Below are 13,524 nucleotides of genomic sequence, written 5' to 3' on the forward strand. Positions count from 1 at the left end.
CCGACGACATCCGCGGGAATCGGAGAGGGGAGGGACGCGGAGAGCCGTGCGCGGCACGACCCCAGGGTGCGGCCGGCTCACCTTCCGCCCAAGTCCGTGACGTACGCCGCCTCCCTGACCTCCTGTTCCGGATGGCGGCGCAGCTCGACGAGCGCCGCACGGCAGGAGTCCGGCCAGTCCTTGCGGTCCCCGAGGGCCGTGACGAGGCCGACGGCGAGAAGGCCCTCGACGAGCCGGCCCTCGGAGGCCAGGACGCGGACAGCCGCGAGGGCGGGGGACAGGTCATGGAGTGGATCGCCGTACCGGTGCGCCTCTTCCACGTCCTCGGCCACCCGCACCGCCAGGACGGGGCGGCCCTCGACCGCCGAGGCCAACTCGCGCAGTGACAACAGGATTTCGGACTCGGCGGACGTCAGGTCGACGGCCCGTACGAGGAGGGCGGCACGGGTGGCGGTGACCGCCGGCTCGGCCGCGAGCCGACGAGCCAGGACGGCGCACATCCGGGGGTCCCGGATCGACGAACCGACGAGCGAGTGCAGCCGACGGCGGGCGGGAAGGTCCCCGCCCCGCCCGCCGCCCTCCGGCTCACCGGCCGCCACGAGCGCCAGGAGCCGGTCCACGACGTCGCCGAGGAGGCTGCCCGGTGCCACGCCGCCGAGGGGGTGGGGGAGTCCGGACCCCGCCAGTTCCACCAGCCCGTGGCTCGCCCGCCACCCGGCCAGAGGGGAGGCCGGGTCGGTGGAGACGTCGGCCAGCGCCGCGCCTGCCGCCGGCGCGTACCGCGCCCATTCGCGGAGGCCGAACAGGGCTTGCTCCGCCGTCTGCTCCTCGGCCACGAACGGCAGCCGTGCGACGAGCTCCCCGTAGCGCGACCGGTGGGCCGGGAGCAGATCCGCCGGTCCCACGTCCAGGAGCGCACGGCGGGCCGCGTCCGGCCCGTCGACGACGGCGGATTCGAGCAGCGCCCACATCTCCCCGGCGGGCAGCAGCGTCGAGGCCAGACCGACGACGGTGGCGTGCACGTCGGGATGGACGCCCGGGGCGCTCCCCACCGCGTACAGGAGCTCGGCCGCGGCTCCCGGAGGCAGGTGCTGCGCGGCCAGCCGGACGGCCGCCTTCCGGACGGTCACCTTGACGCCGCTCTCCCGGGTCAGGACGTCACGCAGCAGGGTCGCGACCCTGCTGGGCCTCGCGTGGGCGGCGGCACGCGCGGCGGCGGACCAGGCGGCCGCGGCCCGCTCGTCGGCGAGGTGGCCGAGCAGCCCGGCGAGAGCCGAGGCCGGGTCGTCCGCGTCGGCGGCCGCGTCCAGGGCCGCCGCCGTCAGGGCTGCCCCGGCAGGGTCAGTGGGGGAGGGCGCGGCGCCTTCGGTGCCCACCGTGCCCTCGGCGGCTGCCGCGCCCGTCACTCCCGCCGCACCGGTGACGTCCTCGTCCGCGTTCTCCGTCGCGGCCGGTACCGAGGCCGCGTACCGGCCGAGGAGGGCGCGACCGTGCTCCGGCACCCGAGCCACCGAACGGAGCAGCGCGGCACGCTCGTCGAGACTCCGACCGGGATCGGCGACGGCCGCCGAGACCAGCCGGACCGCCGCCTCCTGCTGCCGGGGCAGCCACCGGTCGGCGTACCGGAGAGGAGGCAGCGGCCGGGGAACCCCCGCCGACGGGAACCGGCCGCCCGCGGGCGGGATTTCGACCAGTGCGCGATCCAGCAGGTCGGAGCGCTCCGCGGCCACGACAGCGAGCACCTCCGGCAGGAAGACGGCGGAAGGTTCCCACGCCAGCAGCTCCGCCACGCGACCGCCTCGGGCCGTCCGGTCGCCCAGCCAGGCCCCGGCGACCTCGCCGAAGACTCCGTCGGGGCACGTGCGCAGGGCCCGTTCGAGGCGGTCCTGGAGTGCGGGACTCCGACGGGCGTGGCGGCCGCAGGACGCGACCAGCGACAGCAGGGGAGAGACGTCGCCGCGCGAGGCGGCCCGGTCGAGCCACGGGCCGAGCGCGTCGAGTACGACCCGTATCCCGTCGTCACGCAGCACACTGCCGGTACGGCCGAGGTCCACCCTTCCGGTGTGCGCGGCCAACGCCTCCAGGACGCGTACGGCCGTCCGCAGGGCGACGGCACCATCGGCGCCTTCCGTCGGGTGCGGGCCGACGGCACCGCCGACGGCGCCGGCCGCACCCGCTTTCCCGGCGGCGGCGAGCAGGTTCACCGCCAGGGTCCCGACGGTCGTCCGCGTCGCGGAGGAGCTGTCCCGTGCCCCCAGGGCATCCAGGCACAGCTTCTCCAGGGATACGGCCCCGCCACCGCCCGCCGTGGGCGCGTCCGCCTCGGTGGCCGCCACGAGCAGCGGCGCCGGAAGCTCGGCGAGGGCGCACAGCGCCTCCCTGCGGACGGGGTCACGGTCGTCGGCGACCCGGCCGGCCGCCAGCGCGAGGACCTCCGCCACCTGCTCCGGATCACGGGTGAGGCCGGCGTTGACGACGAGCCGGTCCCAGATCGTCCCGCGCTCCTCGGCGTCACCGGTGTCGAGGGCGCGCAGCAGCTCGGGACGCGCCTCGGCGGGCGGCAGCAGGGCGAGCAGGCCCCACAGGTCCCAGCCCGAGTGGAGTTCCGCGCGTATCTTCCCGACTGCCGCACGGACACGGGCGTGCCGCTCGGCGGCCGGCAGCGGGACGAGCACCTGGTCATGCGCGTGGCGAGCGAGACGCGGGCCACCCGTGGCGATGACGGCGTCCACGAAGGCCGCCCGACGCGCCGGCGGCAGGGACCGCAACAGCACACGGAAGGCCTCCCGGTGGAACCACCGGGCCCCGACCGGGGGCAGGGACGGCGGATCCGCCGCCACCAGCTGCCGCATCACGGCCCGGCCGGGAGTCCGTTCCCACCGAGCGGCCGCCCGGCGCGGGTCGGCGAGCCAGCGCGCGACCCGCTCGGCGTCCACCGACACGAGCGCTCCGAGACAGTCGTGCACCGGGCCCGGCAGGTTGTCGGGGCCGTACAGCTCCAGCAACTCCAGCACGCGCGCCGGCGCCGCGGGCAGAGCGGCCGCGACGGCGGAGGCGTGGCGTCTCCACCAGAGTTCCCGCGACCGCAGCGGCAGATCACGCAGCTCCCGTTCCACGTGGTCGAGGACGGCGGCGGGATGGCGTACGGCCAGCGTGCTCCAGTCCTCGAACGCCAACGCCCCGGCCAGTTCGGGCAGCAGCCGCGCCGTGAACCCGGGCGAGCACCCCGGCAGCAGGCGGGCGGCGTCCCGGTCGCCGTACGCGCTGCGCACCCGCAGCGCCAGCCGCTCGGCGAGTCCCGGCCGACGGCCGTCGCGCAGCAGACGAGCGAGGTCGGCGCGGACCACGGCGGGCGCGTCGTCGTACGCGGCTTCGATCGCGGCCTCCGGCACGAGCAGTCGCCGGGCACCGCGGAGCGCGTACCGGCGCACCACCGGGTCGGGGTCGCCGAGCCGCGCCGCCAGATGGTCCGACTCCCCGGCGGTCAGGGCCGCGAGCGCGGCGAGGCGGCGCTCGTAGGGACCACGTCCGTCCAGGGCGGCGAGCAGGGGCCGCAGCTCACCTCGGGCGCCGAGCCGGTGTGCCGTGACGGCCGTGTACCGGAGCCGGGCGGTGTGGGACAGGGGATCGAGGGCGGCGAGAAACTCGTCTGCGCAGGAGATCATCGCGGGCATTGTGCCTCACGGCCCCGACACCGCCCCACCGAATATCGGCGTCCTCCCAAGCCGTGGCGGAGACCACCCGTTCCCGTGCGACGGCGTCGCCGTCGCACGGCCGAGGGGCCGGGTGCGGCAGCCGCCGGAGCACCTCCGTGCCGCGGCGATCGGTCAGCGGCCGGGCCGGCCGGCCCGGCCGACACGCAGCGCCCAGAGGACGAGCGGCACCTGAAGGGGGAGCCGGGCCACTGCCGCCGCCCGGAGCGGGGCGGGCCGGTGGCGCCAGTCGCTCGCCATCTTCACGTTCGCCGGGAACACGGCGGTGAACAGCCCGGCCGCGGCCAGCGCGCCGGCGCGCCGCGTCCGCGGGGCGGCGATCGCCGCGCCGACGGCGATCTCCGCGACCCCGCTCAGATGGGTCCACGTCCGGGGCGAGCCGGGCAGGCTCCGGGGCACGATGGCGTCGAACTGTCGGGGAGCCGCGAAGTGTGCCACGCCGGCACCGATCAGCAGACCACTCAGCAGCCGGGCGGAAGTGGTGGAAGCGGGCATGTGTCATCCCTTGTCGAGGGTGAGGCCGTAGGGGGCAAAGTCAAGTTACTCGAAGGTAAGGCCCGGGTGCGGTCGAGGGAACCCTTCGTTCCCGCATCCCGGCAACGTCCTGGTCGGCGCTGCCCGCCCGGATGGACCTGCTCGCCGGGCGCCCGTAACCGCGGCGGACGAAGCCGCCCCGAGGGCAGGGCGAAGCCCTCCCGGGTGCCCGGACGGGAATCCTTGGGAATTCCCAGGGCGAACCGTGGTGAATTCGGTAAGGCGCCGTCACAGAACCGTGAAGCACGCGCGCGAACCTGGTGTCCACCACAGCGCGGATCGTGCGCTGTCATCGGGGGGAGCACCGCCATGAGCACCGTTCGCAGAGCAGCCGTCGTCCTCGTCGCCGCCTCCGCGCTGGCCCTGACCGCCTGCGGGCCCTCCGAGGACGGCGCCGCGGGCGGCACCGAGGTGCCGACCGCGACGCCCACCGCCTCGGCCTCCCCGTCCGGGCCGGCCAAGCCGCCGACGCCGTCCACGCCCGCCACGACCTCGAAGCCGGCCAAGCCGACGGCGCCCTCCGGGCCGGGCACGCCGACGACCGACCCTGACTACGACGTCTTCCCCTGCAGCACCTACGACCTGAAGTTCACCGCGAGCCTGGCCGAGCCCACGACCAGCAGCTACCTGCTGAAGATCACCAACAAGACCGGAAAGCCGTGCCGTGTGCTCGGCCACCCCGTCGTCACCTTCGGCGACCTCGACGGCCAGGCCACGGAGCGCGGCGCCGCCCCCGGCATCGAGGACGCCATCCGGCTCGCACCGGGCCAGTCCGCCTACGCCGGCCTCATGGGCGGCCTGAAGACCTCCACGAGCGAGACGGTCTCCTCGATCGCGATGACCATGGACACCGAATCCGACCTGACGCAGGCCCCGCTGAAGGCCTCGACGCCCGGTCTGAACGTCTCCGACGACAACTCCGTCACCGCGTGGATGGACAACGCCGAGGACGCGCTCAGCCTGTAGGCGGCCTTCCCCCTTCGTAGGTGGCGTCGCGCGCCGACGGGTGGGACTCCGCGCGAGCGGGGGGCCTGAATCGGTGTCAGCGTCCCGGTGTCGGGTGGTGGACAGCCGGAGTGGACAAGACCCGCGCATTCTCGGATCTGCTGCGGCTGATCGACGAACGGTCGACCGCCTTCCGCGCCGCGGTGGCCGCTTCCCTTGCCACGGCGGCCGGCGAGGGCCAGGACCCGCCGGTCGCCTCCGTGTCGGGCACGGCCCACGAGCTGGTCCTCGTCACGCACGGCCGCATCCCGCTGGACTCCCCTCCGCGTCGCCGGCGACCGACAGCAGATCGAGCTTCTCCGGACCTGGGACCCGACCGTGTGGAACGGCCGGGCGCGCCACCTCGTACGGCCCCGGGGCGGGCCTCCCCGCCAGGGCCGCCCCCGGGCGAGGAGACGACCCGTGGTCAGCGGAAGAGGAGGCCCTCAGGAACCAGGGACGGACTCAGGGCGCCATCTCGTACGTCCCCGACAGCGCCTCGACGCGCTGCCAGACGCGCTCCGACCGCGCCTCGTCGACGACCGGGCGCCGGACGGCGCCGAGCGCCCAGAGCTGCTGCTGCTCGGTCGCGGAGTCCTTGCCGTGCAGTTCGACCGCGTGTGCGGAGAAGTCGCGGACGAGGACGGCGAACAGCTCGTCGAGCACGTCCTCGTCCAGACCGGTCAGGGCGGCCTGCTCCAGGACCAGCTGTCCGTGGACGACGAGCGCGAAGAGCTGGCCGACGGCGAGGAGGAGGTCGAGGTCGCGGCTCTGCTTCTCGTCGGGGGCCGCCTTCAGGACGAACTCGCAGAGCGCGTCGGCCTGTTCACGGAAGCGGGCGATGTTGGGCAGGTGGGCGTAGGCGTCGTAGGCCGCGCGCCAGTCGTGGAAACGCACCGAGCCGAGGCCGCGGGCCGGACCCTGGCGGAAGAGGAACGTGTCGTCGGCCGCGTCCAGACGGGTCGGAACGGGCTCGTACGCGACCGGGTCGAGGAGGTGGTTGCGCATGAACTTCAGGATCAGCGCCAGGTTGACGTGGACCGTGCCCTCGAGCTTGGGCAGACCGCGGATCTCCACGGCGGCCTGGGCGAAGTAGTTGTCCTTCTCGAAGCCCTTGGCGGCGATGACGTCCCACATCAGGTCGATGACCTTCTCGCCCTCGGTCGTCACCTTCATCTTCGTCATCGGGTTGAAGAGGAGGTAGCGGCGGTCCTCGGGACCCGCGGTCCGGAAGTAGTCGACGGCACGGTCGCTGAACAGCTTCATGCCGACGAGCCGCACGTACGCGTCCGTCAACTCGCGCCGCACGTGCGGGAAGGCGGTGACCGGCCGGCCGTACAGGATGCGGTTCTGCGCGTGGGTGACGGCCTCGTACATCGCGTGCTCGCAGATGCCGATCGATGCCGTGCACAGGTTGAACTTGCCGACGTTGACCGTGTTCAGGGCCGCGTCGAAGGCCTCGCGGCCCGTGTGCAGGACGTCCGCGGAGGTGACCGGGTACTCCTCCAGACGGAACTCGCTGACGTACTTCGACGAGTCCACGACGTTCTTCACCAGGTGGTACGCAGGGTGACGGCTGTCGGCCGCGAAGAAGACGTACCCCTCCGGCCCCTCGACGTCCGTCCGGCGGCCGAACACCGACACGAGCCCGGCGGCGTTGCCGTTGCCGATGTAGTACTTGGAACCGGTCGCGCGGAAACCGCCCTCGCCGTCGGGCTCCAGGAGCATGTCCGTCGAGTAGATGTCGGCGCCGTGGGACTTCTCGGAGAGGCCGAACGCGAACACCTCACCCTGACCGAGGAGTTCGGCGGCACGAGCGCGCGCGTCGGCGTTGTCGCTCTGCCACACCGGCCCGAGGCCCAGGATGGTGACCTGCCACGCGTACCAGTAGTCGAGTCCGTAGAAGCCGAGGATCTCGTTCAGCGCCGCGATCCGCGCCGTGTCCCACCGCTTGTCGCCCTCGCCCTCGCCCGCGTCGGACGACGGGGTCAGGAACGTCGCGAACAACCCCTCCTCGGCCGCGAACGCCAGGAAGTCCCCGAGCCACGCCCGCGTCCGGTAGTCCTCGATGATCCGGCGCTTCCCCCGCGCCTCGAACCAGTCGACGGTCGCCCGCAGCAGCCGCCGGGTCTCCGGGTCGAAGTGCGCGGGGTCGTAGGTGTGCGGGTTGAACAGCAGCTGGTCGGCCATCGGGTCCGCCTTTCCGGCTAGGGATGAGGGTGGTGGTGCTGTGCTGGAACGTGTCGTACGGAAGGAAGAGGTCGTACGGAGGCGTACGCCCTCGTACACGGTGGTACTCGGTCGCACCCGCCGTACGCGTTCGTACGCCGTCGTCCGTGGAAGTGCGTGGAGGTGCATGGCCGTCCCCGGCCGCTCGTACGGCTCGGATCACCTGCCCGAGCGGAACCGGTCGAGCGTGGCGAGGACGTCGTCGAGCCAGGCGATCATCATCCGCTCGTACGCGATGCCACCGCGCAGCACGACGTGCTGGAGCTCCCGCTCGGCGTCGAGCGGACCGTCGCCCGGCGGCTCGCCGAAGTCCCGGGCCTCACCCGCCAAGTAGTGGGCGAGACGCCCCGTATGCGCCTCCCGGTGCCGCTCGACCTCGCTGATCAGGCCGGCCGGATCGTCGAAGGCGGCCCCCCGGATCTTCACGGCGAGGTCGTGCCGCACGCTCTCGGGCTCGATCGGCTCCTGCAGCCACGCGGAAAGCGCGTCCCTTCCGCGGTCGGCGACGGAGTACTCCTTCTTGTCCGGCCGGCCCTGCTGCGGCACCTCCCGGACATCGATCCAGCCGTCCTGCTCCATGCGCTTGAGCACGCGGTAGATCTGCTGGTGCGTGGCGGTCCAGAAGTAGCCGATCGAACGCTCGAAGCGCCGAGCCAGCTCATAGCCGGACCCGGGCTTCTCGAGAAGGGACACGAGGATCGCGTGGTCGAGCGCCATACGCCGGATCTTGCTATGCAACGAGGTGCATAGCAAGCGCGGTCACCCCGGTGAGACGCGCCTCACCCTCTACCCTGGCCCGACCCCGCCTCCGGAGGCGTCACGGCGCGCGCCCCGTTCCTGGATGACGACAAGGTGCACCGGCTGATCGACTGACTCGCTCCACCGGCTGACCGGCTGTCCGGCTGTCCGGTTGACCGGCGCGTACGCGTCAGCCGGAGCAGGATCTGAGGATCGCGTAGACGATCACTGCCAGAACGATCAGGCCGCAGCAGCCGCCCTCGTCGTCGTCGCCGTCAGCCGCGCGCTTCATTCGGCGCCGCTCGTCCCTGCGGCCCTCCTCGTATGCCTGCTGCTTCTCCCAGTCGCCGTAATAGCTCATGACTTCCCCCCAAGTCACCGCAAGATTGTGTGAGTTGGATTCCCGTGGCGAGGTAGGTCATGCGTAAGTCATGGCGACGGATCCAGTGGATCACTCCGCCGCGGTGCTCTCCCGCCGCCCGCCCTCGGGCAGGGGGTGGGCACGGGCGGCCGGTTCCGGCGTCCGGCCCGGTGGCCTCGGGCGCCGCCGTGACCGGACGACGACCGCGGCCGTCGCCACGGCCCCGACCGCCGGCCAGGTGGCGGGGTGGGCCCACACGGCGCTGTCGAGCTGTTGCGCGAGGACGAAGACGCCCATGGCGACGACGAACCAGCCGAAGGCCTTGCGCAGCGCGTCCTGCGGGATGCGTCCCGCGACCCGGCCGCCGATCAGACCGCCGACGACGGCCGCCGCCGTGACGGTCAGGGCCAGGCCCCAGTCGAGGGAGACGCCGGAGAGGTGGCCCGCGAGTCCGGCGAAGGACTTCATCGCGATGACCAGGAGCGAGGTGCCGACGGCGATGCCCATCGGCAGACCGCCGAGGACGGCCAGGGCCGGTACGACGAGGAACCCGCCGCCCGATCCGACCAGGCCGGTGACCGCGCCGACCGCGAGGCCCTCGACGGCGATGTGTGCCAGGGGGAGATCCGTGTGCGAGGGCCGGGAGCGCTCGCGGCCGGGCCTCGGTCCGCGCAGCACGGCCGCCGCGGTCGCGAGCATCATCAGGGCGAACGCGAGGAGCAGGACCGTGCCGGGGACGTGCTCGGCGAGGCGTCCGCCGCCGTAGGCGCCGGCCATGCTGAAGGCGCCGAAGAGCAGGCCGGTCCGCCACCGGACCCGGTGGGCGCGGGCGTACGGGACCAGGGCGGCGATGCTGGTGACGCCGACCACGAACAGCGAGGTGGCGATCGCCTCCTTGGTCTCCTGTCCGGCCAGGTACACCAGGATGGGCACGGTCAGGATCGAGCCGCCGCCGCCGAGGACGCCGAGGCTGACCCCGATCAGCAGCGAGGCCGCGACGACGAGCGCGGTCACCGCCCGCTCCGCAGCTCCGCGATCACCGCGCTGACGTCGGTCCGGGGCCCGCGGTCGTACGGGAGCTTGGACAGCAGGACGCCCATCGTGCAGGAGTCGCTGAGCGCCGCGTAGGCGAGCCCCGCCCCCACCGCCGTACCGACGAGGTGGGCGCCCGGCACGAGAACGCCGACGAGGCCGGTGGCCAGCACGATCGAGCCCGCGACGAGCCGGACCTGGCGCTCCATGTCCCAGCGCTCGGGTCCTCGCCGCACGGGCGCCTCGGCCGCCTCCCAGGCGTTCATGCCCCCGTCCAGCACGCGCAGGTTCGGCAGCCCGACCTCGGCGAGCGCCTCCTCGGCCTGCGATGCGCGCGCGCCGGAGCGGCACACGAGCACGACCTCCTCGTCGAGGTGGGAGCGCAGTTCCGCGCGGTGCTCGCGCAGGGTGTGCAGCGGCACGTTGTACGAGCCGGGGATGTGCGCGGTGCGGAACTCGGCGGGGGTGCGCACGTCGAGGAGGCGTGGCGCGTTCCCCTCGTCGGTGAGTTCGCGCAGTACGGCGGGGGTGATGGCCTGGACGGTGCGCTTCACGCTCATGGGAGTCTCCGAGGGTTGAATACGGGTCGGGGTATGTGCAGGGGTGTGGGGCCCCGGGGCGGGTGATTCGGGGGTGGGGTGGAGGCCCGCGTCGAGGCCGTCGGGGCGGCGTGCGGCTCACCGCGACGGAGTCGGTGGCGGGCCCGCGGGGCCGGCGGGCGGTCAGACGGTGGCGGCGGGGTCCGCGACGAGGGCCCAGGCCGCGTAGCCGTCGAGGACGTCGGAGACGTCCTGGATGCCGCGGTGGCGCAGCAGGCTGGCCGCGATGGACGAGCGGTGGCCGCCGGCGCAGTGCAGGACGAGCGGCCGGTCCGTGGGCAGTTCGCCCGCGCGCGTGGGGAGCTCGCTCAGGGGGACGTGCAGGGCTTCCGGGATGAAGCCGTCGGCCTCGCGCTCGCCGCAGGTGCGGACGTCCACGACGAGCGGCGGGTTGTCGCCGGCGAGGGCGGCCTTCAGGTGCGCCGCGGTGAGGCGGCCGGCGGGAGTGACGTCGGCGTCCATGACCCTGAGGGCGTCCTCGGGGTTGCGCAGGTAGCCCGCGACCCGGTCGAAGCCGATGCGGGCGAGCCGGGTGACGACCTCCTCCTCGCGGTTCTGCGGCGCCATGACGACCAGCTCGTCGGACGGGTCGAGGACGGTGCCGGCCTGTTCGGCGAACCTGCCGTCGGCGGGCACGTTGACCGCGCCGCGCAGGTGTCCGGCCGCGAACTCCTGCGGGTCTCGGGTGTCGACGACGACCGCCCCGCCGGCGCGCAGCCCGGCGAACTCGCCCAGTGTCAGCGGCCGGCCCGCGGCCGTCATGTCGTAGCGGACCCGGTCCTTGCGGTTGAGCTCCGCGTCGTACGCGAAGTAGCCCGGCGCGGCGGACCGGCCGGCGGTCACGAGCGCGACGAACTGCTCGCTGCTCATCGGCGCGCACGCGTAATTGGTGGCGCGCTGCTCGCCGATGGTGGACTGCTTCTCGGGCGACAGGTTCTTGCCGCAGGCCGATCCGGCGCCGTGCGCGGGAAAGACGCGGACCGCGTCCGGCAGGCCCATCAGCTTGTTCTGCACGCTGTCGTGGAGCATCGCGCCGAGCTCCTCGGCGGTCACGCCCGCGGACGCGAGCAGGTCGGGGCGACCGACGTCGCCGACGAACAGGGCGTCGCCGGTGAGCGCACCGTACGGAACCTCGTCACCGGCCCGCTCGTACACCAGCACGCTGATCGACTCGGGCGTGTGCCCCGGAGTCTCGAGGACCTCCAGGACGACGTCTCCGAGCGTGATGCGCTCACCGTCCGCGAGCTTGCGGATCGGGTACTCGGTCTCGGCGCGCGAGCCGTACCCGATCCAGGCGCCGGTCTCGTCCGCCATCTCCAGGTGCCCGGCGACGAAGTCCGCGTGGAAGTGCGTGTTGATCACGCCGACCACGGTGAATCCGCGCGCTCGGGCGTCGGCGAGGTACTCGGACACGTCCCGGCGCGGGTCGACGACCACGGCCTGCCCGGTCGTCTCGTCGGCGATCATGTACGACGCCTGGGAGAGGCAGTCGAGGTAGTACTGACTGAAGAACACGGCGTATCCCTTCCGAAAGGACGCACACTCGCGTCGGCGTGCGACGGCCGAATGCCGGGGTGCCCCGCCCGGTGGGGCGGGGCGTCGGGGTGCCGGGCCGTCGGGGGCGAGCCGGCACGGCGAGGGGCGCCGTCCGTGGAGACCGTGGGGCGGCGGTGTTCGGCTGCCGGCGATGGCCGGAGTACCCCCGGGGGTATTGATGTGCTCGACCGTAAGTCCACTCCGTGCGGGAAGTCAAATACCCCCCCCGGTATCCGAACGGTCGGGGCGGCCGATGTCTCGATGGCGACGAAAATACGGGTGGGGGTATGCTCATCTGCGTGTATGGGGGTCGCCCCGCTTCGGCCTGAGATCACCACCCGCGGCTCCGCACGTGCGGACCGGCCCGCATCGCCACCGGCGCACCTGCCGTCCCGCCCGCGGCCGCGTACCCCGCTCCGACGGACGGATCGCCGAATTCACTTGCGCGTCCTCACCGCACAGGTGAACGTCACCCTCGACCCACGACGAAGGCAGAAGGACATGAGCACGCGAACCCACCCCGTCGACCACGAACTCATCGAGGCCGCAGCGCACATCGCCCGGACGCGATGCCGGGGCGACGACCACACCATGGCGGCTGCCGGCCGCACTCGGGACGGCCGGATCGTCACCGCCGTGAACGCCTACCACTTCACCGGCGGCCCCTGCGCCGAGCTGGTCCTCGTCGGCACGGCCGCCGCCCAGGGCGCGTACGAGCTGAGGACGATCGTCGCGGTGGGCGACAACGACCGCGGCGTTGTTCCTCCCTGCGGCCGGTGCCGCCAGGTCCTCCTCGACTACTTCCCGTCCCTCGACGTCATCGTGGGCGAGGGCGACCGCCTCCGCGCCGTCCCCATCCGCGACCTGCTGCCGGAGAGCTACGTCTGGGCCGATCACCGACTCGACGCCGAGTGAGGCTTTCTCGGTGGCATCCGCAGGAGAATCTGCGTCCCGAGACATCGCGTGACCACGAGGTGGCACGACTGCTCGCCCTCGGTGCCACCTTCCTCACCGATCACCGGCATCCCGACGGCTCGGGCTGGGCCGTCCTCGCCGACCCCGAAGGCAACGAACTCTGCGTTCTGCGCAGCGAGTCCGACCGAGCCGCAACGAATTCCTGACGCTCCCGCACCACCCTGACCCGTCACGTCGCCCACCGGGAAATACGGATGAGGGGCCCCTGGCCCGCTGCTACCGTGGCGTGATGGGAACGATCAAGGAAGTCCAAGTCACCTTCGACTGTGCCGAACCGGACCGCGTCGCTCGTTTCTGGTGCGAGGTGCTGGGCTACGTCTCACGGCCGCCGGAAGGGTTTGCCACGTGGGAGGAATTCGATCGTTCGCGCCCGGAGGGACATGAGGTGTCCTGGTCCGCGTGCACCGACCCGACGGGCAAGGGGCCGCGGCTCTACTTCCAGCGGGTTCCTGAAGGCAAGGTCGTCAAGAACCGTGTACACCTCGATGTGCGGGTCGGCACCGGTCTCGTGGGGGCGGAGCGACTCGCCGTGCTCGAGGCCGAATGCGCGCGGTTGACCGCCCTGGGCGCGGTACGCGAGCGACTGCTGCCGGCCGACGGTGTCAACGAGTCCTGCATCGTGATGCAGGACGTCGAGGGCAACGAGTTCTGCCTCGACTGAGCGTTGCCCCGGGCGGCGCGAGGTCGATTCGCCGCCCTGGCGTGCTGCCGAACAGCATGAGGGGCACCGGCAGCCGTAGTGACCGAACGCGGATCGCCGGCGGCGGACCGCGCCATTTCTCGCGGGGGGTCCTGGCGGTGTCGCGTAGGCGTGACGAAGGGC

11 protein-coding genes and 1 pseudogene are annotated in these 13,524 nt (G+C 73.1%); 4 read left to right on the forward strand and 8 right to left on the reverse strand.

The features are described from left to right. Positions 1-77 precede the first annotated feature (77 nt). A complete protein-coding gene (locus AC067A_RS13895; protein WP_478619030.1) occupies positions 78-3,665 on the reverse strand; it encodes a hypothetical protein in 3,588 nt (1,195 codons plus the stop codon). A 162-nt stretch (positions 3,666-3,827) separates the two neighbouring features. Beyond that, on the reverse strand, positions 3,828-4,208 hold the full coding sequence (locus AC067A_RS13900) for a DoxX family protein (protein WP_478619033.1): 381 nt from the start codon (positions 4,206-4,208) through the stop codon (positions 3,828-3,830). A gap of 348 nt (positions 4,209-4,556) precedes the next feature. Here AC067A_RS13900 and AC067A_RS13905 point away from each other — a divergent pair, with 348 nt between their 5' ends. Further along, the gene (locus AC067A_RS13905) at positions 4,557-5,213 is read left to right on the forward strand and encodes a DUF4232 domain-containing protein (RefSeq protein ID WP_478619036.1); all 657 of its coding nucleotides are present in this window, start codon (positions 4,557-4,559) and stop codon (positions 5,211-5,213) included. A 483-nt stretch (positions 5,214-5,696) separates the two neighbouring features. Here AC067A_RS13905 and AC067A_RS13910 read toward each other — a convergent pair whose 3' ends face one another. From AC067A_RS13910 to AC067A_RS13935, 6 genes are all read right to left on the reverse strand, one after another. Continuing rightward, the gene (locus tag AC067A_RS13910) at positions 5,697-7,421 is read right to left on the reverse strand and encodes an acyl-CoA dehydrogenase family protein (RefSeq protein ID WP_478619039.1); all 1,725 of its coding nucleotides are present in this window, start codon (positions 7,419-7,421) and stop codon (positions 5,697-5,699) included. A gap of 198 nt (positions 7,422-7,619) precedes the next feature. Then, positions 7,620-8,177 carry a PadR family transcriptional regulator gene (locus tag AC067A_RS13915; RefSeq protein ID WP_478619042.1) on the reverse strand — a complete coding sequence of 186 codons (558 nt, stop codon included), beginning with the start codon at positions 8,175-8,177 and terminating at the stop codon, positions 7,620-7,622. 211 nt (positions 8,178-8,388) lie between these two features. Further along, the gene (locus tag AC067A_RS13920) at positions 8,389-8,577 is read right to left on the reverse strand and encodes a hypothetical protein (RefSeq protein WP_478619045.1); all 189 of its coding nucleotides are present in this window, start codon (positions 8,575-8,577) and stop codon (positions 8,389-8,391) included. 72 nt (positions 8,578-8,649) lie between these two features. Next, positions 8,650-9,573 carry a sulfite exporter TauE/SafE family protein gene (locus AC067A_RS13925; RefSeq protein ID WP_478619048.1) on the reverse strand — a complete coding sequence of 308 codons (924 nt, stop codon included), beginning with the start codon at positions 9,571-9,573 and terminating at the stop codon, positions 8,650-8,652. Beyond that, positions 9,570-10,151: a rhodanese-like domain-containing protein gene (locus AC067A_RS13930; RefSeq protein WP_478619051.1), complete on the reverse strand. Its 582-nt coding sequence runs from the start codon at positions 10,149-10,151 to the stop codon at positions 9,570-9,572. The genes AC067A_RS13925 and AC067A_RS13930 overlap by 4 nt, the downstream gene beginning before the upstream one ends. A gap of 162 nt (positions 10,152-10,313) precedes the next feature. After that, on the reverse strand, positions 10,314-11,705 hold the full coding sequence (locus tag AC067A_RS13935) for an MBL fold metallo-hydrolase (protein WP_478619053.1): 1,392 nt from the start codon (positions 11,703-11,705) through the stop codon (positions 10,314-10,316). Between the two features lie 522 nt (positions 11,706-12,227). On the opposite strand from AC067A_RS13935, the gene AC067A_RS13940 reads away from it, so the two are divergent. The 3 genes and pseudogenes from AC067A_RS13940 to AC067A_RS13950 all read left to right on the forward strand — a co-directional run bounded on the left by AC067A_RS13940 (position 12,228) and on the right by AC067A_RS13950 (position 13,362). Continuing rightward, entirely contained in the window at positions 12,228-12,641 is a 414-nt protein-coding gene (locus AC067A_RS13940; protein WP_478619055.1) for a cytidine deaminase family protein, read from the forward strand. Next, positions 12,569-12,847 (forward strand): annotated as a pseudogene (locus AC067A_RS13945) (VOC family protein); the annotation flags it as partial. The gene AC067A_RS13940 and the pseudogene AC067A_RS13945, both read left to right, overlap by 73 nt. A gap of 83 nt (positions 12,848-12,930) precedes the next feature. After that, positions 12,931-13,362 (forward strand): VOC family protein, encoded by a 432-nt coding sequence (locus AC067A_RS13950; RefSeq protein ID WP_478619058.1) that lies wholly within the window; start codon positions 12,931-12,933, stop codon positions 13,360-13,362. Positions 13,363-13,524: the final 162 nt, after the last annotated feature.

This window comes from Streptomyces sp. NPDC043176 (assembly GCF_056436715.1).